The 23,896-nt window shown below is 62.3% G+C and carries 20 protein-coding genes; 8 read left to right on the forward strand and 12 right to left on the reverse strand.

Annotated features, from left to right (window positions below; genetic code table 11):
- The first annotated feature begins 92 nt into the window (after positions 1–92).
- Positions 93–269, forward strand: coding sequence for a PA1571 family protein (locus EC919_RS27215; RefSeq protein WP_166650608.1), 177 nt, complete (start codon positions 93–95; stop codon positions 267–269).
- 182 nt (positions 270–451) lie between these two features.
- Here EC919_RS27215 and pdxB read toward each other — a convergent pair whose 3' ends face one another.
- Together pdxB and tusA are read right to left on the reverse strand one after the other, a co-directional pair.
- Positions 452–1,600, reverse strand: a complete 1,149-nt coding sequence (gene pdxB, locus EC919_RS22360) for a 4-phosphoerythronate dehydrogenase PdxB (protein ID WP_133776500.1) — start codon at positions 1,598–1,600, stop codon at positions 452–454.
- Positions 1,601–1,688: 88 nt separating this feature from the next.
- A complete protein-coding gene (gene tusA, locus EC919_RS22365) occupies positions 1,689–1,943 on the reverse strand; it encodes a sulfurtransferase TusA (RefSeq protein WP_133776588.1) in 255 nt (84 codons plus the stop codon).
- Positions 1,944–2,174: 231 nt separating this feature from the next.
- Between tusA and EC919_RS22370 the strand changes: the two genes are divergently transcribed.
- The 6 genes from EC919_RS22370 to EC919_RS22395 are packed head-to-tail and all read left to right on the forward strand — an operon-like array spanning position 2,175 to position 8,259.
- Entirely contained in the window at positions 2,175–5,117 is a 2,943-nt protein-coding gene (locus EC919_RS22370; RefSeq protein ID WP_133776501.1) for a monovalent cation/H+ antiporter subunit A, read from the forward strand.
- Positions 5,117–5,461 (forward strand): Na+/H+ antiporter subunit C, encoded by a 345-nt coding sequence (locus EC919_RS22375; RefSeq protein WP_065986226.1) that lies wholly within the window; start codon positions 5,117–5,119, stop codon positions 5,459–5,461. Before EC919_RS22370 ends, EC919_RS22375 begins: the two co-directional genes overlap by 1 nt.
- On the forward strand, positions 5,458–7,137 hold the full coding sequence (locus tag EC919_RS22380) for a monovalent cation/H+ antiporter subunit D (RefSeq protein WP_133776502.1): 1,680 nt from the start codon (positions 5,458–5,460) through the stop codon (positions 7,135–7,137). Before EC919_RS22375 ends, EC919_RS22380 begins: the two co-directional genes overlap by 4 nt.
- Positions 7,134–7,622 (forward strand): Na+/H+ antiporter subunit E, encoded by a 489-nt coding sequence (locus tag EC919_RS22385; protein WP_133776503.1) that lies wholly within the window; start codon positions 7,134–7,136, stop codon positions 7,620–7,622. Before EC919_RS22380 ends, EC919_RS22385 begins: the two co-directional genes overlap by 4 nt.
- Positions 7,619–7,897, forward strand: coding sequence for a K+/H+ antiporter subunit F (locus tag EC919_RS22390; RefSeq protein WP_133776504.1), 279 nt, complete (start codon positions 7,619–7,621; stop codon positions 7,895–7,897). Before EC919_RS22385 ends, EC919_RS22390 begins: the two co-directional genes overlap by 4 nt.
- The gene (locus EC919_RS22395) at positions 7,894–8,259 is read left to right on the forward strand and encodes a Na+/H+ antiporter subunit G (RefSeq protein ID WP_133776505.1); all 366 of its coding nucleotides are present in this window, start codon (positions 7,894–7,896) and stop codon (positions 8,257–8,259) included. Before EC919_RS22390 ends, EC919_RS22395 begins: the two co-directional genes overlap by 4 nt.
- Positions 8,260–8,366: 107 nt before the next feature.
- Here the strand turns inward: EC919_RS22395 and EC919_RS22400 are convergent, their stop codons facing one another.
- A complete protein-coding gene (locus EC919_RS22400) occupies positions 8,367–8,834 on the reverse strand; it encodes a hypothetical protein (RefSeq protein WP_133776506.1) in 468 nt (155 codons plus the stop codon).
- Positions 8,835–9,936: 1,102 nt separating this feature from the next.
- On the opposite strand from EC919_RS22400, the gene EC919_RS22405 reads away from it, so the two are divergent.
- Positions 9,937–10,173, forward strand: coding sequence for a DUF2789 domain-containing protein (locus tag EC919_RS22405; RefSeq protein ID WP_133776507.1), 237 nt, complete (start codon positions 9,937–9,939; stop codon positions 10,171–10,173).
- Positions 10,174–10,266: 93 nt separating this feature from the next.
- Here EC919_RS22405 and EC919_RS22410 read toward each other — a convergent pair whose 3' ends face one another.
- The 9 genes from EC919_RS22410 to EC919_RS22450 form a co-directional block, all read right to left on the reverse strand.
- Entirely contained in the window at positions 10,267–11,730 is a 1,464-nt protein-coding gene (locus EC919_RS22410) for a T6SS phospholipase effector Tle1-like catalytic domain-containing protein (RefSeq protein ID WP_133776508.1), read from the reverse strand.
- A 287-nt stretch (positions 11,731–12,017) separates the two neighbouring features.
- Positions 12,018–13,700 (reverse strand): methyl-accepting chemotaxis protein, encoded by a 1,683-nt coding sequence (locus EC919_RS22415; RefSeq protein ID WP_432213836.1) that lies wholly within the window; start codon positions 13,698–13,700, stop codon positions 12,018–12,020.
- A 125-nt stretch (positions 13,701–13,825) separates the two neighbouring features.
- Entirely contained in the window at positions 13,826–14,230 is a 405-nt protein-coding gene (locus tag EC919_RS22420) for a TraR/DksA family transcriptional regulator (RefSeq protein ID WP_133776510.1), read from the reverse strand.
- A 430-nt stretch (positions 14,231–14,660) separates the two neighbouring features.
- Positions 14,661–15,683: an ABC transporter permease gene (locus EC919_RS22425; RefSeq protein WP_122537858.1), complete on the reverse strand. Its 1,023-nt coding sequence runs from the start codon at positions 15,681–15,683 to the stop codon at positions 14,661–14,663.
- A 95-nt stretch (positions 15,684–15,778) separates the two neighbouring features.
- Entirely contained in the window at positions 15,779–17,341 is a 1,563-nt protein-coding gene (locus tag EC919_RS22430; RefSeq protein WP_133776511.1) for a sugar ABC transporter ATP-binding protein, read from the reverse strand.
- An 84-nt stretch (positions 17,342–17,425) separates the two neighbouring features.
- A complete protein-coding gene (locus EC919_RS22435; RefSeq protein ID WP_133776512.1) occupies positions 17,426–18,352 on the reverse strand; it encodes a sugar ABC transporter substrate-binding protein in 927 nt (308 codons plus the stop codon).
- Between the two features lie 725 nt (positions 18,353–19,077).
- A complete protein-coding gene (locus EC919_RS22440; protein WP_133776513.1) occupies positions 19,078–20,097 on the reverse strand; it encodes a Gfo/Idh/MocA family protein in 1,020 nt (339 codons plus the stop codon).
- Between the two features lie 138 nt (positions 20,098–20,235).
- Positions 20,236–22,167: a 3D-(3,5/4)-trihydroxycyclohexane-1,2-dione acylhydrolase (decyclizing) gene (gene iolD / locus EC919_RS22445; RefSeq protein WP_133776514.1), complete on the reverse strand. Its 1,932-nt coding sequence runs from the start codon at positions 22,165–22,167 to the stop codon at positions 20,236–20,238.
- A 224-nt stretch (positions 22,168–22,391) separates the two neighbouring features.
- A complete protein-coding gene (locus EC919_RS22450; protein ID WP_133776515.1) occupies positions 22,392–23,891 on the reverse strand; it encodes a CoA-acylating methylmalonate-semialdehyde dehydrogenase in 1,500 nt (499 codons plus the stop codon).
- Between the last annotated feature and the right edge of the window lie 5 nt (positions 23,892–23,896).

The following is a 23,896-nucleotide window of genomic DNA, read 5'->3' on the forward strand; positions in this document are numbered from 1 at the left end:
GCGCACCGCCGTCAGTCAAGGAATGCTGTCACGGCGCGTTCATGCCGGCGTGATGACTATCGACGCGCACTGACCTGATGAGGAGACAGCCCATGAGCTTGCAAAGCAGCAGCAATCAAGAACCCGTGTTCCGCCCTCAACCCGAACTGCAACTGGGTGGCGCGATTCTCGACAGAAACGGGCAGGAAATTCTGATCACTGAAGAAATGGTCCAGGCCGCCTGCCAGGAATGCGAGAAATACTGGGTGCAGCCCGAAAAACAAGATTGATGTGCAGATTCCATTGAACCCGGCCCTGTTGCCGGGTTTTTTATGGGCGCCGATCGGCGTCATCCGGCGCAAAGCGGCTTGAGGCCCTGTTTGCGTAACGTTGACCCTGCTCTGTAGGAGCCGGCGTCAATGCCAAGATCGATGAGCATTGCTGGCATTCACACCGTCCCGCAGTGTGCGACTCACTCAGTGACAACCGTCGCGCCCAACGCTTCAACGATCTGGCGCAGCGCTGCGGACTCGCCGTTGATACGAACCCGCAGGCTGTCGATTTCCCGACGTGGCGGATAGTGCTTGCGCAAGGCATCGAAGGCCAGCCGCTGGCTCTGGGCATCCCCCACCAGACTGCGGCGGAAATCCGCGTCGTCGCGGCGAGGATCGTAAACGCCGCGACACAGCGCATTAAGCGCCCACACCGGGTCCGTGGCAGCGTCCAGCGTGACCTCGGCCAGCCACGGCTTGGGCAGCAGGTCTTCCAGACGGATGCTCGCCGGCTGGCCGAGGTACGCGCATAAGGCCTGATAGATCTGCGCCGTGCCGCGCTGCCGGCCGTCGAGGCTGTAGCCGGCGATGTGCGGCGTACCGATGACGCACAACTCGGCCAGTTCGACGTCCACCGCGGGTTCCTGCTCCCAGACATCCAGCACCGCTTGCAGGTCTTCGCGTTCCAGCAACACCTGGCGCAAAGCGGTGTTGTCGACCACAGGGCCACGCGCTGCGTTGATCAGCCAGGCTCCGGGCTTGAGCTGCTGCAGGCGGGCGCGGTCGAACAGGTGCCAGGTGGGCGTGTCGCCGGATTTATCCAGCGGCGTGTGCAGGCTGATCACGTCGCAGCGGGCGATGATCTCGTCAAGGCTGACGTAATCGCCGCCTTCGCTGGCCTGACGGGGCGGGTCGCAGACCAGGACGTTCCAGCCCAGGCCGCGCAGAACCTTGATCAGGCGGCTGCCGACCTGCCCCGCGCCGACGACGCCATAGGTGCGACTGGCGAGTTCGACGCCTTCGATTTCCGCAAGGGTCAGCAGGCTGCCCAGCACGTAGTCCACCACGCCGCGAGCGTTGCAGCCCGGGGCGCTGGACCATTGAATGCCGGCTTCTTTGAAGTAATCGAGGTCGAGGTGATCGGTGCCGATGGTGCAGGTGCCCACGAAGCGCACCGGGGTGCCTTCGAGCAAGGCACGGTCGACCCGGGTCACCGAGCGCACCAGCAGAATATCGGCCTCGGCGAAGGCGGCGCGGTCGAGCGTGCGGCCCGGGTATCGCTGGATATCGCCGACGCCTGCGAAAAACGCGTCGAGCAAGGGAATGTTTTCGTCGGCAACTATGCGCATGTCAGGGCTCCTGGAGTGGCCGCAGTGTAGGCGCCAGCGCCCTGTCGAGCCAGCGTGACGCGTAATGCGTCAGCCGGTACGCCGCCAATCAGTCAAGCTTCTTGCGGATCCAGTAAAGGAACTCGCCGCCGCCCGCCTGTTTGTCCACCAGCTCGTGGCCGAGAAACACACAGAATTTGGGGATATCACGCTGGGTGGAAGGATCGGTGGCGATCACCTTGAGCAGGCCGCCGGGCGGCAGGTCACGCACCTTCTGGTGCAGCATCATGACCGGCTCGGGGCAATTGAGGCCGGTGGCGTCGAGCACGGCATCGACGGCGGGCCTTTCAACGGAATCAGACATGGAGGCGATGGAATCAGGCATGAGGGGGGCTCCGAAAACAGGCCGGCATTGTCGCCTAATTGATGAAGGACGCCAAATCGGGCAACGGGCTTCAGGCTAACACCGGTGCGTCAATTGCCATGGACTACGCTGCTGCCTACAAACTTTGTAGGATTCTGCGACATCTTGGCGTTTGGTCATACCGGACCCGGCACGTATGATCCTTGACATTTCTTCGCAGATTAGAAACCTATGTCCCTGATAGTTCTACTGCTTCTGCCTTTCATCGGCAGCTGTCTGGCGGCCCTTTTGCCGCACAACGCACGCAACAGTGAATCCATTCTCGCCGGCCTGATCGCCTTGATCGGCGCGGTGCAGGTCGCACTGTGGTATCCACAGATCGCCCATGGCGGGGTCATCAGAGAAGAGTTTTTCTGGCTGCCCAGCCTGGGCCTGAATTTCGTCCTGCGCCTGGACGGTTTTGCCTGGCTGTTCTCGATGCTGGTGCTGGGGATCGGCGCGCTGGTGTCGCTGTATGCGCGTTATTACATGTCGCCGGATGACCCGGTGCCGCGCTTCTTTTCATTTTTTCTTGCGTTCATGGGCGCCATGCTCGGGCTGGTCATGTCCGGCAACCTCATTCAAATCGTGTTTTTCTGGGAGCTTACCAGCGTCTTCTCGTTCCTCCTGATCGGCTACTGGCACCACCGCGCCGACGCCCGGCGCGGCGCTTACATGGCGCTGATGGTCACCGGCGCCGGCGGCCTCGCGCTGCTGGTCGGGATGATGCTGCTCGGGCACGTCGTTGGCAGTTATGACCTGGATCGCGTGCTGGCCTCGGGCGAGGCGATTCGCGCCCACGCGCTGTACCCGGTGCTGCTGACGCTGATTCTGATCGGCGCGCTGAGCAAGAGCGCGCAATTCCCTTTCCATTTCTGGCTGCCCCACGCCATGGCAGCGCCGACACCGGTGTCGGCGTATCTGCACTCGGCGACGATGGTCAAGGCCGGGGTATTCCTGCTCGCGCGCCTGTGGCCTTCGCTGTCGGGCAGTGAACAGTGGTTCTGGATCGTCAGCGGCGCGGGTGCGTGCACGCTGGTGATCGGCGCCTATTCCGCGATCTTTCAAAACGACCTCAAAGGCCTGTTGGCCTATTCCACCATCAGTCACCTGGGGCTGATCACCCTGCTGCTGGGCCTGAACAGTCCACTGGCCGCCGTCGCCGCAGTGTTTCACATCCTCAACCACGCCACCTTCAAGGCGTCGCTGTTCATGGCCGCGGGGATCATCGACCACGAAAGCGGCACCCGCGACATCCGCAAACTCAGCGGGCTGATCAAGCTGATGCCCTACACCGCGACGCTGGCGATGGTCGCCAGCGCGTCAATGGCCGGCGTGCCACTGCTGAACGGCTTTCTGTCCAAAGAGATGTTCTTCGCAGAAACAGTGTTTATCACTTCGACCGACTGGGTGGAAATCGCCCTGCCAGTGATCGCCACGATCGCCGGGATTTTCAGCGTGGCCTATTCCCTGCGCTTTACCGTCGATGTGTTTTTCGGCCCGAAAGCCACGCGCCTGCCCCACACGCCCCACGAACCGCCGCGCTGGATGCGCCTGCCGGTGGAATTGCTGGTGCTGGCCTGCCTGATCGTCGGCATTTTTCCCACACACTCCGTCGGTCCATTGCTGGCCGCCGCGGCGCAACCAGTGGTCGGTGGGGAGTTGCCCGACTACAGCCTGGCGATCTGGCACGGGCTGAACGCGCCGATGTTCATGAGCCTGATCGCCATGGCCGCCGGCATCGGCCTGTACCTGCTGCTGCGTAGCCCGATGAAGCGCAAACAGGTCAATGGGCCGCCGCTGATCTGGCGGCTGAACGGCAAGCGTATGTTCGAGCGCGTACTGGTGCTGAAGATGCGTGGCGCACGCCGACTGGTGGGGCTGCTGACCACGCGTCGCCTGCAGGCCCAGCTGTTTCTGATGGTGCTGGCCGCTGTGGTCGCCGGGTTCGTGCCGATGTACGAGAGCGGCCTGAGCTGGGGTGATCGCCCGAAGATTCCGGGTTCCGGCGTGTTTGTGATGCTCTGGCTGATCGCGATTGCCTGCGCCATCGGCGCTGCGTGGCAAGCCAAGTACCACCGTCTGGCGGCCGTGACCATGGTCAGCGTCTGCGGGCTGATGACCTGTGTGACCTTCGTCTGGTTCTCCGCGCCGGACCTGGCACTGACCCAACTGGTGGTGGAAGTCGTCACCACGGTGCTGATTCTGCTGGGCCTGCGCTGGCTGCCGCGACGCAATGAAAACGTACCGCCACCGTCCCAGGCACGACGCCGGGCCAAGGTGCGGCGGATCCGCGATTTCGTCCTCGCCGTGGCGGTGGGTGGCGGCATGGCGGTGTTGTCCTACGCGATGCTGACGCGACCGACGCCCAATACCATCTCCGAGTTCTACCTGAGCCGCGCCCTGGCCCAGGGCGGCGGTACCAACGCCGTCAACGTCATGCTCGTGGACTTCCGTGGCTTCGACACCTTTGGCGAAATCACCGTGCTGGCCGTGGTGGCGCTGACGGTCTTCGCCCTGCTGCGGCGCTTCCGCCCGCCGAAGGAAAGCATCGCCCTGCCGGCCCAACAGCGCTTGCTGGCCCGTGACGTGGTCACCGATCTGGTCAATCCGCGTCACGCCGCCGACACGGCACTGGGCTTCATGATGGTGCCGGCGGTGCTGGTGCGCCTGCTGTTGCCGGTGGCTTTTGTGGTGTCGATGTACCTGTTCATGCGCGGGCATAACCAGCCGGGTGGCGGTTTCGTCGCCGGGCTGGTGATGTCGGTGGCGTTCATCCTGCAATACATGGTGGCCGGCACCCAGTGGGTCGAGGCCAACATGAGCCTGCGGCCGTTGCGCTGGATGGGCACCGGTCTGTTCTTCGCGCTGGCCACAGGTCTGGGTTCAATGGCCCTGGGTTATCCGTTCATGACCACCCACACCGCACACGTGGTCCTGCCGATACTCGGTGACCTGCACATCGCCAGCGCGCTGTTTTTCGACATCGGCGTGTACGCGGTGGTGGTCGGCTCGACCTTGCTGATCCTCACGGCGCTGGCTCACCAGTCGGTGCGCAGCCATCGCCCGACCTCGCTGCCGCAGCCCATTGAACCGGTCCCGGCCGACAGCCCGATTTCACAAGGAGCCATCTGATGGAAGAAGTCATCGCCATTGCCATCGGCGTGCTCGCCGCTTCCGGCGTGTGGCTGATCCTGCGTCCACGGACCTTTCAGGTCGTCATGGGCCTGTGCCTGCTGTCCTATGGCGTCAATCTGTTCATCTTCAGCATGGGCAGCCTGTTCATCGGCAAGGAGCCGATCATCAAGGACGGCGTGCCCCAGGACCTGCTCAACTACACCGATCCCCTGCCCCAGGCGCTGGTGCTGACGGCCATCGTCATCAGTTTCGCCATGACCGCGCTGTTTCTGGTGGTGCTGCTGGCGTCGCGGGGTCTGACCGGCAACGACCACGTCGACGGTCGGGAGTTGGGTGAATGAGTTTGATGAATCAACTGATCGTCGCGCCGATCCTGCTGCCGGTGCTGACCGCCGCGCTGATGCTGTGGCTCGGTGAGAAGCACCGCCCGCTGAAAGCGCGGATCAACCTGTTCTCCACCGGCCTCGGCCTGGCCATCGCCATCACGCTGATGATGTGGGTGCAGAAAACCGGCACCACCGGCTCGATCGGTGTGTACCTGCCGGGCAACTGGGAGGCGCCGTTCGGCATCGTGCTGGTGGTCGATCACCTGTCGGCGCTGATGCTGGTGCTGACCGGCATCGTCGCCTTCTGCGCCCTGCTCTTCGCCCTGGCGCGATGGGACCGCGCGGGGGCGAGTTTCCACGCGCTGTTTCAGATTCAGCTGATGGGGCTGTATGGCGCTTTTCTCACCGCCGACCTGTTCAACCTGTTCGTGTTCTTCGAGGTTTTGCTGGCGGCGTCCTACGGCCTGATGCTGCACGGTTCGGGACGAGCGCGGGTGTCCGCGGGCTTGCATTACATCACTATCAATCTGCTGGCCTCGTCGCTGTTTCTGATCGGCGCGGCGTTGATCTATGGCGTGACCGGCACACTCAACCTGGCGGACCTTGCGGTGAAAATCCCCCAGGTGCCGGACGGCGACCTGGGTTTGCTGCACGCGGGCGCGGCCATTCTGGCGGTGGCGTTTCTGGCCAAGGCCGGCATGTGGCCGCTGAATTTCTGGCTGGTGCCGGCCTATTCCGCCGCCAGCGCACCGGTGGCGGCGCTGTTCGCGATCATGACCAAGGTCGGCTTTTACACGCTGCTGCGGTTGTGGACGCTGCTGTTTTCCGGGCAGGCCGGGGCGTCGGCGTTCTTCGGCGGGGACTGGCTGATCTGGGGCGGCATGGCCACCGTCACCGTCGCCGCGATTTCCGTGGTTGCTGCCCAGCGCCTGGAACGCATGGCCAGCCTGAGCATTCTGGTGTCGGCGGGGATTCTGCTCTCGGCGGTCGGTTTCGCGCAGCCGAGCCTGACCGCCGGGGCGCTGTTCTATCTGGTCAGCTCAACCCTGGCGCTGAGTGCGCTGTTTCTGCTGGCGGAGTTGATCGAACGCTCGCGCTCGGCCAACGACATCGCCCTCGACGAGGACGCCGACCAGTTGCCCAAGGCGCTGGAGTCGTTGCACCCGGTACCGGGGACCAACCTGGATGACGAGCAGAAAGCCGTTGTCGGCCACGTCATCCCCTGGACCATGGCGTTTCTGGGCTTGAGTTTCATTGCCTGCGCGCTGTTGATCATCGGCATGCCGCCGTTGTCGGGCTTCCTCGGCAAGCTGACGCTGATCAGCGCCCTGCTCAATCCGCTGGGCCTTGATGTGGCGAAGGACGAAGCCATTCGCGCTGACAGCTGGACGCTGGTGGCGCTGCTGATTATTTCCGGGCTGACGTCGCTGTTTGCCTTCGTGCGTGTAGGCATCAAGCGCTTCTGGACACCCCAGGAACACGCGGCACCGATGCTGCGACTCAACGAATGCCTGCCGATCGCCTTGCTGGTGGGCTGCGCCATCGTGCTGACGTTCAAGGCTCAGGCGCTGTTGCATTACACCCAGGACACCGCGCAAGCGCTGCATGACCCGCAGCAATACGTGTTGTCGGTGATGGCAGCGCGGCCGATACCGGTGCCCGCTTCGGCCGCGGCGCAGGTGCAGCCATGAAGCGTCTGTTTCCCGCGCCGCTGTTATCCCTTTCGCTGTGGGGGTTGTGGCTGTTGCTCAACCTGTCGCTGAGCCCGGGCCATCTGCTGCTGGGCGCCCTGCTCGGCTTCTTCGCGCCGTACATTTTCGCGCCGTTGCGCCCCTCGCCTGCGCGGATTCGCAAACCCGGCGTCGCCCTCCGTTTGTTCCTGCTGGTGGGCCGCGATGTGGTGGCGTCCAATCTGGTCGTCGCCTGGGGCGTGCTGCGCGCGGGCCGTCGTCCGCCGCGCTCGGCGTTCGTCAAGGTGCCGCTGGACCTGCACGACGCCCACGGCCTGGCGGCGCTGGCGATGATTTGCACGGTGGTGCCCGGAACGGTCTGGTCTGAACTGGCGCTGGATCGCAGCGTGCTGCTGATGCATGTGTTTGATCTGGACGACGAAGCGGCTTTCATCGAGCACTTCAAAAGCACATACGAACGGCCACTGATGGAGATTTTCCAATGAGCGCCCTGCTCACCAACGCGATTCTGTTCACGCTGTCGGCGTTCACCCTCGCCATGGTCCTGACCCTGATTCGCCTGTTCAAAGGCCCGTCGGCGCAGGACCGGGTGCTGGCACTGGACTACCTGTACATCCTGGCCATGCTGATGATGCTGGTGCTGGGCATTCGTTATGCCAGTGACACTTACTTCGAGGCGGCGCTGCTGATCGCGCTGTTTGGCTTCGTCGGCTCCTTCGCGCTGGCCAAATTTCTGTTACGCGGCGAGGTGATCGAATGAATTCGTTGCAGGTGTTGCCGTTCTGGGTCGAAGTGCTGACCGCCGTGCTGCTGGTGCTGAGCAGCCTGTTCGGCCTGATCGGCGCGCTGGGTCTGCTGCGCATGAAGGACTTTTTCCAGCGCATGCACCCGCCCGCACTGGCCTCGACCCTGGGCGCATGGTGTGTGGCGCTGGCGTCGATTGTCTACTTCTCGGCGCTGAAGAACGGTCCTGTGCTGCACGCCTGGCTGATCCCGACCCTGCTGGCCATCACCGTGCCGGTGACCACCCTGCTGCTGGCGCGCACCGGGCTGTTTCGCAAGCGCATGGCCGGCGACGACGTGCCTCCTGAGGTCAGCGACGGCAGACAGCAGGGGCATTGATTCCATGCCGTTGGCGATAACCGGACGCACGCATGCCCGCCACCCATCGCTGTCGCGTGGGGGGATGTGGGCGCGTTCCGTGTGCAGGTTTTTGTGAAGGGCTGTTCTTACTCGCTGGCTTTGAACGTCAGCTCGCCCTTGCGCCATTTGGCGGCTTTGGCGGTGGCGGCTTTGAGTACTTTGCTCAGGCCGGACTGAATCTGTTCGTGGGCGGCGAACACCATAAAGATGCTGTGGGACTCTTTGAAGACGATGCCGTGGCCTTCCGGCACTTCGACAAACGCGTATTCGCCCAGGCCGTAGATGGTCATCTTGATGTCGCGGAAGCGGATTTCGAACTTGCCGCCTTCGCGGCTGGGCAATACCGCGGCACGGAAGTGGTCACCCACTTTCAGTTCCAGCCCGGGTTTGTCATCGACTACCAGAGCGGTTTCGGTGTCGATTTCCGACATGTAAATGCCTTCAGGGGATTGTTCGATGACATAAACAAATCGCGCCTGGAACAGCTTTACCAACTTCGCGCGCACGTCGCCGAGCACGAATAACGCGTGGGTATCCAGATTACCTACTGCCAATGTACAAACTCCCAACCTGATAGGAACTCGCCCGGACAGCGGACCGGGCGAGAAAGAAACGAGAAATGGTGCGCCCTGAAGCCGGACGCTGGCGTGAACACGGATTCTACCGGCAGTCAGTCTATACGGGCTATATCCCATTCGTCCGGAGTGATGTGGTTTTTGCGGCCATACGATATTCCGGTGGGGCTGGCCCTACACTGCAAGATGCGATGGGATGTTTTGGTGAGACCGGCTTCAGCCGGGAAGAGGCCCGTTTGGCAACCTTGGCAACCATCAACGCTGCAGTGCGACACCTGACGCCTTCCCGGCTAAAGCCGGTCCCACGTAAAAACCTCGTGCATGCACTGGCTGACTGGCTTCCCTGACAATCTGCTGCCTGACGCGGGCAATTGTAGGAGCGCGCTTGCCCGCGAAATCGGTGAACCAGGCGATACAGTTGTCACAGGAATAACGCCTTCGCGGGCAAGCGCGCTCCTACAGGATGCGCGTCAGCCAGCAGCCTCTGTGTTCACGCCCTGCCCCATGCCGATCAAGACGCCCGCCCCATTTAAAAACATCGCACACGCACTGCCGGCTGGCTTCACTGACAATCTGCTGCCTGACGCGGGCAACTGTAGGAGCGCGCTTGCCCGCGAAATCGGTGAACCAGGCGATACAGTTGTCACAGGAATAACGCCTTCGCGGGCAAGCGCGCTCCTACAGGATGCGCGTCAGCCAGCAGCCTCTGTGTTCACGCCCTGCCCCCATGCCGATCAAGACGCCCGCCCCATTTAAAAACCTCGTGCATGCACTGGCTGACTGGCTTCACTGACGATCTGCTGCCTGACGCGGGCAATTGTAGGAGCTTGCCCGCGAAATCGGTGAACCAGGCGATACAGTTTTCACAGGAATAACGCCTTCGCGGGCAAGCGCGCTCCTACAGGATGCGCGTCAGCCAGCAGCCTCTGTGTTCACGCCCTGCCCCATGCCGATCAAGACGCCGGGGCCCACGCTTTCAGGCAATCAGTTAGAACTCTTGCCTGCCCCGCGCACTCCCATGCAACAGAAGGTTACTCACTGACAACGCCAATCCGGGTCCTTGACCCGTTCGGGAGAAAAAATGGAAATCATGACGCCGTCGCTTGAGCTTTTGTTTGAACAACTGGGGCTGGAGTCTGATCAGGCCAGCATCGACGCATTCGTCGCCGAACATCCTCTGCCGGAAGGTGTGAAAGTGTCCGAAGCTGATTTCTGGACAGACAATCAAGCGGCATTGCTCAAGGAAAAGATCCAGCTGGATGACGATTGGGCACCCATCGTCGACGAACTGAACGTATTGCTGCACACGCCGACCTGATCCGGCGCACGCGTAAAAAAGGCGGCCCCTTGAGGCCGCCCTTTTTTTTCCTGCTTCACCATTATCGTCACCGGATCGCTCGTTGCAGCCCGCTCAGTGTGGATAACCGGGCTGGCCGATATTGGAAAACATCTGCCGCCCGTTGCGCGCAGGCGCGTGCACAAAAAGACCATCCACCAGCGCATCACGCCGGGCGTTGTTCCAGTGGGCCGAGCGATGGATGTAGCGCTGATACAACAATGTCAGCTCTGCATCGTTCAATACCGCGCCTTCTCCTTTCGCGTGGCTGATCAGCTTGGCGGCGATGGAACGCAATTCCGGTGGCAGGGTGATCTCCGCTGAATCACGGATCGGCAAGAACGGCACACCTTCGTCAGTGGCCAGCGTGTGCATCACCCGCAGGTAAACGTGGGCCAGATGGTTGTAGACGCGGCGCTCCAGCGTCACCGTCGCGACCACCGTCTTGACCCCGCGTGAGCTGCTGGCGAACCGTTCGAAACATTCAACGCCCAGCGAGGCACTTTCATCGGTGGGGTCGAGCAGACGCGCGGCGTCGAGGGTGGACAGTTCGGCGTGGGCCTGCAGCCATGCGTCCGTGGCGTCGTACGGCGTACTGACGCTGACCAGACTGCGGCGAGGCCGGAACAGCGACACTTTTTCCACTTCCTGGGGCTGGTAGCCACCGCCGATGTCCGAATGGCTGCCGGGCAGCACGATTTCCCGGGGCCAGTCGGGCTTGACGCTGTTGAGCACAAAGTTGCGCCGATGCTCATCGCCGGCCACCAGATGCAGCACCTGCTGCGCACACCCCGGGGGCAGAAACAGATTGACCCGCTTGTTGACCGCATCGCGAACGCTGCCCAGATCGGAAATCCCGCCCACCGCAGCCACGGTGTCGAACAGCCCGATGACCTTCAACCGCACGCTGCCGCTGGCCCATGAGAAGCTGTCCGACAGCGGCAGCTTGCGGGGATCGAGCACCGGGTCGAGCGCGCCCCGGGACTTTTTCAGCACCTCGTTGGCCAGATGGCGGGCTGACGCCGCCCCCCGACTGAAGCCAAACACGTCCAGCTCCAGCGCCCCGATGACGCAGCCCGGGTTATCGCTTTCAAACGTCTGAAGTTCGTCGGCGAGTTTTTTGATGCCACGCGACACTTTTGCCACCACACCGGTGGTGCCTCGACCAAAGCCCTGGCCCGACACGCGGGAATCGCGCCCGCCAGATGTCGTGCCAACGCCACTAACATACACCGCGCCGTACACATACAAGCCGTCTGCGTTAACGATTGCCTTGCGCTGTTGCTTATATAAACCGGCCAGTTTCGCGATATTGGTGAGGCTGTTGCTGTAACTGCTGCCGGGGTCAGTGTGTCGGCCGCCACATTCTTTTGTATGCACGCCGCCGTAAACCTCCGCCATGGCCCGGCAGTCGGCGCCTATCTGGCTGTTTATCCGGTTATTACCGGTCCCGTCGAAGAACACACCGAAGCGAACGGTGACTTCCTGAGCGTCGGAGCGGGAATCGGCCGACGCGTGACTGATAGTTTTCTTTGTCATTTGATTCATCCGTGAGTACTGACATGAGCCCCGAACAGGCATTCACATATTCGGACATATACTCACAGGATGATCGCAGTTAACGTTCCGTCAACCGATGGAACTGCACTTCAGACGCGTCCTACTTCATTATCGGACGGTTAAATAATTAAAGGGCCCAGGTCGCACAACTAACGCTCCGCGAAGAGCTGCGAGCTGCAAGCTGCAAGCTTCAAGCGGCAAGCCACAAGACGCCCGATCACTGCTCACTGCTCTTCACTTGAAGCTTGAAGCTTGAAGCTTGACCCTCAGCTTTTCTCCGGCCTATAACCCAGACGCAGCCCGCCCCAATGCCGCCCCTTGACCATAATGGGTACGGAAAGATCGTGCATCAGTTCGCCGGTGTCGCGGGTGTAGGTCTGCAACAACACCGGCTGCTGGTGACTGCCGCAGCGAATGCCGGTGCGGTCGTCGAACTTGCGCTTGGTGCGGTTATTCACCGCGTCGACCGCTGTATCGCCCGTCAAAGGCCGGCTGAACACCTGATTGTGGGTCGGCACGTAACCTTGCTGTGTGCAAGCGATGGCGAACACCAGCCCCTCATGCCGGGTCAGCAGCGGTTCCTGAATGGCCGGCAGCGTCTGATCGGTGTAGCGGTCGAAGCGCGTCTGGTATTTGGCCGGCGAAGTATTGGCGATGGGCTGATAGGTGCGGTCGAACAGATCGGTCAGGCTGACCCGGCCCTGATCGATGTCCTGCTCGAACTTCGCGGCAATCTGGCTGGCGCCTTCCCGGGCGAGGTCGTAAATGCGCTGATGGTAGTCATCAAGCCCCACTTGAGCGAGGCGTTCGCTGATGGTTTCTGCCTGTTCTTCCATCTGCAGCGCCGACTGCGCCAGGCGCCGGGTCTGGTCATCGCTGATGGCAAGATCGCTGCGCATTTGTTCGACGGCAACGAACAGGCTGCTCAATTGCTCCTGATTGGTCTGGGCGCCCCGCGCGATTTCACCGACCTGCTGCTCTACCCCAACCGCCAGCTGAGCGATGCTCGCCAACTGCTGACCGGTGGATTCGACCTGAGCGACGCCGCCACTCAGGTCACCCGACAACTGCCGAATCTGCTCGACCACCTGACGGGTGCGCTGCTGAATATCAACGACCATCTCCCCGACTTCACTGGTCGCCGTCGCCGTACGCCCGGCCAGCCCGCGCACTTCATCGGCCACCACGGCAAAGCCACGGCCGTGTTCGCCGGCGCGCGCGGCCTCAATGGCAGCGTTGAGGGCGAGCAGATTGGTCTGGCTGGCGATGGACTGGATCACCGCGGTGACACGCTGGATGTCTTCGCTGCGCTGGCTGAGGGCTTCGATGAGTTCGCGGCTGCTGTCGGCCCGCTCGCTGAGTTGGTGCATCAGGCCGATGGAGGCGTTGAGCACGTTGAGCCCGGCGCCACTGCTCTCCCGCGCCTGGCTGGCGGCGGTCAGCGCTTGCTGGCTCAGGGTCGAGGTGGCGCGCTCGGTGGCAATCATCACGTCGGCGCTGCTGACGATCTGCTCGGCGGCGTTGACCTGGGACTGCAGCTTGCCCGCCAGTTGCCTGACGGAAAACGCCACGGCGGCGGCAGACAGCGCGTTGTGACTGGTGCTGCGCGACAGATCCCGGGTCAGGCGCGTCAGATTGTCTTCACCCGTCTCTGCTGCTGCCACCGGCGTTCGGCCCGCGAACAGCGGCGGTAACCACAGGATCAATAACGCGACGGGCAGGCACACGTAGACGGACACATTGCCCCAGGCCATCGCCGCGAACAGCAGACATAGACCAAGGCTTTGCAGTGCAGGCGTCAGCCAGCGCGAACCGATGGCCGCCTTCCCGCCGGCAGGCGCGTGCGCCGGGTGGGAGGGTGTTGCTACGTGACGATCTTTCGCATCCATGTCCGGGACCTGCCCTGCTTTCATTATTGTGAAAGCATTAAACGCCCAAATAGCGGCCATGCGCCATGCGTCATTGGTGGTAGTCGGTCGGAATGTGCGGTGAAGGGGGTGTTACTGGTGAAATGCGTTAGCCGAGCACGAGGGAACGGTTCGACCACCCATTGCGGGCGGTCAAACCCGAGGAATCACGCCTGACGCTGGTGGCGGTCGATCTGCTCGTGACGCTCTTGAGCTTCGATGCAGTACTTGGTGGTCGGGCTGATCAGCAGGCGCTTGAGGCCAATCGGCTCGCCGCTGTCTTCGCACCAGCCAAAGGTGTCGTCAGCGATGCGGCTCAGGGCCATTTCCAGCTGCGGCAGCATGCGTTGGTCGCGGTCAATCACGTTTACCAGCCAGTGGCGCTCTTCTTCCACGGAAGCGGCGTCGGCGGGGTCAGCCGGGGTGTCCAGGCTCTCGATCGCGATACGGCTCTGCTCGATGCGCTCGTGGATTTCGACTTTCATGGCTTGCAACAGGTCGACGAAGAACGCGTGCTGCTCGGCGTTCATGTAGTCATCGGCCGGCATCGCCAGCAACTTTTCCTTGGTCATTGATTTCTCTATAAAAAAACGTGCATTAAGGCGATCTCAAAGGTGCGCCTCAACCTGGCATTAAACGCGCCGTAGTCTCGAAGCGCCGCTTGGCACTCAATTTACGAGGGGCGGCAGTCTAAGGCCGGGTTCGGTACTCGGCAACATAATTGATCAGGATTCGTCCAACAAGGGCCTGAATACCCGGTGGCACTGGGTCGCGCCCGGGGTTACAAGGTCATCGGCGAACGGTAATAGCGCGCTCGCCCGCGATAATAACGCCGCGGTGTATCCGAAAACACCGCGTGAACGCTCTTCGCGGGCAAGCGCGCTCCTACAGTGATGTGTTGAGTCGCAGAGGGTGTCTGACCGGCCGTGGCGTGATCGGTTCAAACCGATGGAAACGCAAAAGGGCCTGCGAACAGGCCCTTTGTTTTAACGCCTGCTCGACTCAGCGCTTGAGCTTGCGCTTGTTGCGGTACTGATCGATGACCACGGCGACGACGATGATCAGGCCCTTGATGATGTCCTGCACGTAGGCATCGACGCCGACGAAGGTAAAGCCGCTGGCCATGACGCCGAGAATCAGCGCGCCGATGACCGTGCCGGTGATCCGCCCGACGCCACCGGCCAGGCTGGTGCCGCCAATCACGGCGGCCGCGATGGCGTCCAGCTCGTAGGAAACGCCCATGCCGGCCTGCCCGGTGGCCGCTCGCGCCGAGGCGACGACGCCTGCCAGCCCGGCCAGCAGACCGGCGATGCTGTAGACGATGATCAGATGACGCTTGACGTTGATCCCCGACGTGCGCGCCGCCTGCATGTTGCCGCCAATGGCGTAGGTGTACTTGCCATATTTGGTGTAACGCAAGGCGATGTGAAAGATCACCGCGACCACCAGAAAGATGATGACTGGCATCGCGCCCTGGCCGATCGCAGTGTAGGAATCATTCAGCATGCTCACCGGCTGGCCGCCGGTGTAATAGCGCGCCAGACCTCGGGCGGACACCATCATGCCCAAGGTGGCGATGAACGGCGGGATCCCGGTGATGGCGATGATGCTGCCGTTGATCGCCCCGGCAAGCAGGCCCACCCCAAGTCCGGCGATGACCGGCGCCCACACCGGCAGGTCGGTCAGCGACGGAAATACTGCGCGGGTGTAGTCAGAGGATTGCGCCAGACTGGCGGCAATCATCGCCGACAACGCCAGCACCGAGCCTGACGACAAGTCAATGCCGGTAGTAATGATGACTTGCGTCACACCGATGGCCAGCAGGCCGATGATCGACACCTGGAGAATCATCAGCACCAGCCGCTGGGAGTTCATCAGAAAGCTCTGATCGCGGACGATCCAGCCGAATAGCTCGAAAATCAGGCCAATGCCAATCAGCACCAGAAAGATGCTCAGTTCGGTGGGCAGCCGGCGCTTGTGCTTGCGAGGCGCCAGCGCGGGTTTGTTTTCCAGGATCGCGTTCATCTTCATGTGTGCCTCTTGTTCTTTTTAGACCCGACTGGGGCATTGCGACTGGGGCGTGGCGCAGGGCTCGAATCGGAGCGTCAGTCAACCGCGACTCAGTGAACAGGGTTTCCGGAAGCCAGGTGCATGACCCGTTCCTGGGTGGCTTCGGCGCGGTCAAGGGTGCCCATCATTTCGCCTTCGTGCATCACCATGACCCGGTCGCTCATGCCCAGCACTTCCGGCAGCTCGGACGAAATCATAATCACTGCCATGCCTTCGCTGGCGAGCAGGGAAATCAGCCGATAGATCTCGGCCTTGGCGCCAACGTCGATGCCGCGGGTGGGCTCATCGAGAATCAGCACCCGCGGGTTGGTCATCAACCAGCGCGCCAGCAGCGCTTTCTGCTGATTGCCGCCGGACAGCGTGTCGATGCACTGCTCAAGGGACGGCGTCTTCACCCGCAGCTTTTTGCACATGTCTTCGCACAGCACGCGCAGGGCTTTCTGGTGGACAAAACCGTTGCCGACGTAATGGGGCAGCACCGCCATCTCCATGTTTTCCAGCACCGACAGGCAGGGAAACAGGCCGCTGAGCTTGCGATCCTCGGTGAGCAACGCAAAGCCCTTCTCGATGGCGAAGTGCGGGTCGCTGACGCGGATCGGCGTGCCGTCGAGGAAAATTTCCCCGCGCGTGCTCGGGGTGATGCCGAAGATGGTTTCAGCAACGTTGGTGCGTCCCGAACCCATCAGCCCGGCAATGCCCAGCACTTCGCCTGCGTGCAGGTCGAACGACACGCCTTCGAAGACGCCGTCCAGAGCCAGGTCGCGCACCGACAGCAGCAACTTGCCGACTGGCTGATCGCGTTCGGGAAACAGCTGTGTCAGTTCACGGCCGACCATCATGGAGATCAGGCTGTCGCCGTTCATGCTGTCGGCGCGCTGCAGGCCGATGTAGGCGCCGTCGCGGAACACCGCCACTTCATCGGCGATGGCGAACACTTCGTTCATCTTGTGGGTGATGTAGATGATGCCCTTACCCTGAGCGCGCAGGTCGGCAATGATCGAAAACAGGTGGGCCACCTCCGTCTCGGTGATGGCGGAGGTCGGCTCGTCCATGATCAGCACGTCGGAATCATAGGAAACAGCCTTGGCGATCTCGACCATCTGCCGTTCGGCGATGCTCAGGTTGCCGACCTGTTCTTCCGGATCGAGGTTGATGCGCAGGCGTTCGAGCAGTTCCGCCGTGCAGCGGTGCATCGCGCGGTGGTCGACCATGTGCAGGCCGTTGAGCTGCTCGCGGCCGATCCAGATGTTTTCGGCGATGCTCATGTGCGGCATCAGGTTGAGTTCCTGATGGATCATGGCGATGCCCGATTGCAGCGCCGCCAGCGGCGACTGGAACACCACTGGCTTGCCACGCAGGCGGATTTCGCCGGTGTCGGGCTGGTAGATGCCCGCGATGATTTTCATCAGCGTGGACTTGCCCGCGCCGTTCTCGCCCATCAGCGCCAGCACGCTGCCGGGCCGCACGCGCAGTTGCACGTTGTCCAGCGCCACTACCCCGGGGAAGCCCTTGCTGATGTTGGTGATTTCCAGCAGATAAGGGTGCTCGGCGTCGTTCGCCGTCCCGGAGACGGGAGGGTTCGTTGAAGCCGAAGCGGTTGCGGAAGCGAACATGGTCACAGGCTCCTCGGGTGACAGGGTCGGCAGAGGCACGACGTGCGGTGCTCTGCCGGGTGTCAGTCGGTGTGAGGTCAGCGGTTATTTGAAGGTGTTGACGTTGTCCGGCGTGATCAGCTTGAAGGGGATCACGATGGCCTGTTCGGCCAGCGTTTCCTTCTTCGCCAGTTTCACGGCCGCATCGATGGCGCCCTCGCCCTGCCCCTTGGCGTCCTGGAACACCGAGACCGAGAGGTCGCCTTTCTTGACCGCGCTCAGGCCGTCCGGCGTGCCGTCGACGCCGGCCACAAACACCTCACCTTTCTTGCCCGCCTGCTTCAGCGCCATGGCGGCGCCGATGGCCATTTCGTCGTTGTTGGAGATGACCGCTTTGAAGTCACCGCCCTGGGTTAGCCAGTCATTGGTGACGTCCATGCCGCGCTGACGCTGCCAGGCGCCGGTTTGCTCCTGGGTGACTTTGATGTTGGGGTAGTTTTTCAGAACTTCTTTCACGCCCGCCGTGCGGTCGCGGGTCGAGTTGTTGGCCAGCTCACCGAGCAAGATGACGACGTTGCCTTTGCCGTCCATCTTCTTGGCCAGGTATTCCATCTGCATGCGCCCGGCTTCTTTGTCGTCCGAGGTCACGGAAGCAACGCCTGCGGGCAGTTTCGGATCGTCCGGGCGGCGGTTGACGTAAACCAGCGGGATGCCGGCGGCCGTGGCCATCTTGGTGATGCGGTTGGTCGCTTCGGTGTCGACCGGGTTGACGATGAGCGCATCGACTTTCTTGCCGATCAGCTCCTGCACCTGGTCGAGCTGTTTGTTCACGTCATTGCGGCCATCGACGAACTGCAGATCGACGCCGCCCATGGCTTTGACTTTCTTGTCCATGTCCTCGCGCATGTAGGTCAGGTAGGTGTCATCGAACTGCGACATGGACACGCCGATCTTCAGGTCGGCCGCCAGGGTGGCGCCGCTGCTGAGCATCAGGGCCAGGGCGAGTGAGGTGAAACGGAGTGGGGTATTCATGAACGGTCTTTCTCCAGATTCTTGTTGTTGTAATGGCAGAGCTGACGACGGCTGGAGGTGCTGACGCTTAGCGCGGAGCCGTTGGCGCCGTGTCTGAAAGATGCGCGACCGACCCGCCCGATGCCCCGCACACCACAACGCCGCGGCGTTCGACGCAGAGCACGTGAGCGATGGTTTCAAGGGCGGATTCAAAGGCGGGGGCAGCGTTGATCAATCTGCGGGAAGCTGCGCGGGAAACAGCACGGGGAATGGCGGGAAGCGCGAGTAAGAAGGGACGGCAAGCCTTGGCGGCTGATCTGAAGATGTTCATCGGCGGTACCTGTCTGCGATTGGCTTTCTTGTTTTTGTGTCGCTCGTTCGGCCTGCTGCCGGGAGACCCGACACCAGGCGCTGACGGCGATCGTCGGCAACCTGGAAATGACTCTATTGGAAAATAATTTCTACTTCAACAGCTTTTAGAATTAATTTCTATTTTGATGTTTGGTCGTCAGAAGCTCAGTTATCGGGGGTGTATGCAAACCGTTGTAGGAGCCGGCTTGCTGGCGAACGCGGTGTGTCATTAACCGTTTCGGGTGCCAGTACACCGTGGGTTCGCCAGCAAGCCGGCTCCTACGGGTCGGGGGGTGTCATCTCCATTTCTGGTGCAGACCCACCGCGTTCGCCATCAAGGCGGCTCCTACGGATTGGGGTTTGTGAGCCAGTTTGATCTTCATCGTGGGCGTCTGCTAGATCGCTACCACCCTGCCCTCCATTGCGCTGATCCTCGCGGCATCCAGCACGCTGGCCGAGGTCACCGCATCGTTCGCATCCACGGGATTGCGCCCCTGATTCATCACCGCCTCCTGCCACTGCCGGTAAAATTCGGTCCAGCAGCCGCGCTCTGACGGGACCCGCTCGCGGTGTTCGCCCTGCTCGAACCAGCCCCAGCGGCGATGTTCCTCCACGCCCCAGTGTTCGCCTTCGGATCGGGGGGATAACCCGGCCAGTGCGGCGGCTTCCTGACCGTCGAGGCCCTCCACGGTATAGCAGCCCTGTGAACCGTTGACCCGAAATCTCGGGCCTTGAGCGTTTTGCAGGCAGTTGCCCCACAAGTGCGAAACCACGCCGCTGTCATGGGTCAGCGACATAAAGAAGCCGTGATCGACCTTTTTCTCCGGCGTCGCGAACTCTAGCTCGGCGTACACCCGCTTAACCGGCCCGAACAGCAGCAACGCCTGATCCACCAGATGGCTGCCGAGATCGCGGAGAATGCCGCCGCCACTTTCCTTGCCAACAGACGAGGGCGAGTAGCGCTCGACCCGGGACTCGAAGCGGCTGATGTCGCCCAAAACGCCCTGATCGATCAGCTTGCGCACGGTGAGAAAATCCGAGTCCCAGCGGCGGTTCTGGTACACGCCCAAGAGCACGCCGCGGCGTTCGGCAGCGTCCACCAGTTCCTGGGCCGCCTGGGCATCCGGCGCGAACGGTTTGTCGCTGACCACAGGCACGCCCAGTTCGATGGCTTCAAGAATCAAGGCACGCCGGGAGGCCAGCGGCGTCGAGATCACCACCGCATCGACACCGGCGGCGACCAGATCGGCCAGGCTGTCGAAGGCCGGGACCTTGGGGTAATCGTTGCGCAGGTCCTGACGGCGTTCCGGCGAACGGGTGACCACGCCGGCAAACGTCACGCCGGGCTGGCTGGCAATCAGCGGCGCGTGAAAGTAGCGCCCGCCCTTGCCGTAGCCGATGAGTCCGATTTTCATAGTTCTCTCCATTTTCGCGGCTGTACACGATCCCTTGTAGGAGCCGGCTTGCTGGCGAACGCGGTGGATCAGCTGCAAAGATGTTGACTGAACCAACGCATTCGCCAGCAAGCCGGCTCCTACAGAGAGGGTGCTTCCTCAATACTGACGGGCCTTGGCCAACGCCGTTTTTTGCCGCTCATACGCCTCGGCGGTCGTGCCCGTGGTCGACACCTGCGCCACGCCCACCCGCCACCACGACAGGTAACCGTGAATCATGGTTTTCGGCAGCACCTTGATGTCGATCAGCGTCGAAACGGTCTGCCTGCGCGCGTCGGCCAGTGCCGCTTCCAGCTCCTGAGCGTTGCTGACCTTGTACGTCTTGCAGCCATAAGCCGCCGCACTCATCGCGAAATCCACCGGCACGAGGTCGCCATCCAGCTGCCCGGTCTCGGCATTGCGATAACGGAACTCGGTGCCGAAACTGCCCATGCCGTTGCCCATCTGCAAATTGTTGATGCAACCGAAGGCCATGTTGTCCAGTAGCACCACGTTGATCTTGCGCCGTTCCTGAATCGACGTGGCCAGCTCCGAGTGCAGCATCATGTAGGAACCGTCGCCGACCAGCGCGTACACCTCACGCTCCGGCGCCGCCATTTTCACGCCCAGCGCGGCGTTGACCTCATAGCCCATGCACGAATAGCCGTACTCGACGTGATAACTGTCAACACTGGTGCTGCGCCAGGCCCGCTGCAAATCGCCGGGCAGACTGCCAGCCGCCGCGACGATGACCGCGTCCGCCGGCAATTGCTGATTGAGCACGCCCAGCACCCGGCTCTGGGTCAGGCACGACCCGGTCATCTCGATGAAATCCCGCAGCACCTGAGGGTCAAGATGGCCGCTGACTTCCGGCTCGAAATCCTCGGTCTGGTATTCCACGGCGTACAACCGGTCCACTTCCGCGTCTAGGGCAGCCCTCGCCTCTCGCGGCTGATCGCCCCATTGCGCGCGGTAGTCGCCCAACTGATCCGCCAGCAACTGCAACGCCAGACGCGCATCGGCCAGCACCTGCACGCCATCGAGTTTCTGCACGTCGAATGCACCGACGTTGAGGTTAAGGAACTGCACGTCGGGGTTTTGAAAGAGGGACTTCGAGCCGGTGGTGAAGTCGCTGTAACGGGTGCCGACGCCGATAATCAGGTCAGCTTCCCGGGCCAGGGTATTGGCCGCCAGGGTGCCGGTCTCGCCGATGCCGCCCATGTTCAGCGAATGGGCGGAAACGATGGCGCTCTTGCCCGCCTGTGTTTCGCTGAACGGAATGCCGAAGCGCTCGGCGAACGCCTGCAACTCGGCGGCCGCGCCGGAATAGCGCACGCCACCGCCACAGATCAGCAGCGGTTTGCGTTTGCCTTTGAGCAGCGCCACGGCGTCATCGAGCATGGCTTTGGTGGGCGGACGTCGGTCGATGCGGTGCACGCGTTTTTGCAGGAAGGAATCGGGGTAATCGTAGGCTTCGGCCTGCACGTCCTGGGGCAGCGCCAGGGTGACGGCGCCGGTTTCGGCAGGGTCGGTGAGCACGCGCATGGCGTTCAAGGCCGCGCTCATCAGCTGTTCGGGGCGGTTGATGCGGTCCCAGTATTTGCTCACGGCCTTGAAGGCGTCGTTGGTGCTGATGCTGAGGTCGTGGAACTGTTCGATCTGTTGCAGCACCGGATCGGGCTGGCGACTGGCGTAGACATCGCCGGGCAGCAACAGCAGCGGAATGCGGTTGGCCGATGCGGTGGCCGCGGCGGTGATCATGTTGGCGGCGCCGGGGCCGACCGATGAGCTACAGGCGTAGACTTTGCGCCGCAGGTGTTGCTTGGCAAAACCCATGGCGGCGTGGCACATGCCTTGTTCGTTGCGGCCTTGGTGGACGATGAGCTCGCCGCTGTCCTGCTCCAGCGCCTGGCCCAGGCCCAGCACGTTGCCGTGACCAAAAATGGTGAACACGCCGGCGACGAACTTGCTCTGCACGCCGTCGACTTCGACGTACTGGTTATCGAGAAACTTCACCAGGGCCTGGGCCATGGTCAATCGAGTCGTGGTCATGCTTGCACCTTGTTGTTATTTGAGGTGATGAAGCCCCGCTGTGCTGACTCCGCTGTCAGCGGGCTCGTCACGCGATCTGTGGGACCCGGCTTGCTGGCGAATGCGGTGGGGCAGTCAACACATTTGGCGCTGATCAACCGCGTTCGCCAGCAAGCCGGCTCCTACAAAGCGAACCCTTCAGCGTGTCCGTAAAGCCCCAAACGAATATCGGCGTTCGGCGCTCGTTACTTCGCCGTCGGCATGCTGAATTCCGCGCCCTTGGCGATGCTGTCCGGCCAGCGCTGCATGACGCTTTTGTAGCGGCTGTAAAAGCGCAGGCCTTCTTCGCCGTAGGCATGGTGATCGCCGAACAGCGACCGCTTCCAGCCGCCGAACGAGTGCCAGGCCATCGGCACCGGGATCGGCACGTTGATGCCCACCATGCCGACCTTGATGTTGCGCGCAAAGGCCCGGGCGATGCCGCCGTCGCTGGTAAAACACGATACGCCGTTGCCGAATTCGTGGGCGTTGATCAGCTCCACCGCCGAGGCAAAATCAGGCACGTGAACGATGCCCAGCACCGGACCGAAAATCTCCTCCTTATAGATAGTCATCTCCGGCGTCACGTCATCGAACAACGTGGCGCCGACGAAGAAGCCCTGTTCTGCTCCCGGCACGCTGAAGTTGCGCCCGTCGACGATCAGCTTCGCGCCTTCCTGCACGCCCTGGGCGATGTAGCCCTCGACCTTGGCCTTGTGCACCGCCGTCACCAGCGGGCCCATGTCCGAATCGGCGTTCATGCCGTTGCCGACCTTGAGCCCATCGATGCGCGGCAGCAGCTTGTCGATGAGTTTCTGGCCCACGTCGCCCACCACCACGGCGATGGAAATCGCCATGCAGCGCTCGCCGGCCGAACCGTAGGCCGCGCCGATCAATGCGTCGGCGGCCTGATCCAGGTCGGCATCGGGCATGACGATCATGTGATTTTTCGCACCGCCGAGCGCCTGCACGCGTTTGCCGTGGGCAGTGCCCTGCTGATGAATGTATTCGGCGATGGGCGTGGAGCCGACAAACGATATCGCCTCGATGCCCTTGTGCTGCAACAACGCGTCCACGGCCACCTTGTCGCCCTGCACCACGTTGAACACGCCATCCGGCAGGCCCGCCTGTTTCAACAGCTGCGCCATGAGCAGGCTCGCCGACGGGTCGCGCTCGGACGGTTTGAGGATGAAGCAGTTGCCGGTGACCAGCGCCATGGGGATCATCCACAGCGGCACCATCACCGGGAAGTTAAACGGCGTGACGCCCGCGCAAACCCCCAGCGGCTGGCGCAGGTTCCAGTTGTCGATGCCGCCACCGATGTTGTCGCTGTAGTCGCTTTTCAACAGGCTCGGCGCGCCGCAGGCGAACTCGACGATCTCGATGCCACGGACCACTTCGCCCTTGGCATCGGAAAATACCTTGCCGTGCTCGCGGCAGATGATGGCCGCCAGCTCGTCATGGTGCTGGTCGAGCAATTCCTTGAACTTGAACATCACCCGCGCACGCCGCAGGGACGACTGATCCGCCCAGGCGGGAAATGCCGCCTGGGCAGCGACAACGGCTTCATCGACGGTCTTCAGTTCCGCCAGCGCCACCCGGGCCTGCACAGCGCCGGTGGCCGGATTGAACACGTCACTGAAACGCTTGGCGCTGTCGTGAATCTGGCCGTTGATGTAGTGGCCGATGATCGGGGCAGTGCTCATTGCAG

This window comes from Pseudomonas graminis, from assembly GCF_004364335.1.
GTDB classification, from domain to species: Bacteria; Pseudomonadota; Gammaproteobacteria; order Pseudomonadales; family Pseudomonadaceae; genus Aquipseudomonas; species Aquipseudomonas graminis_D.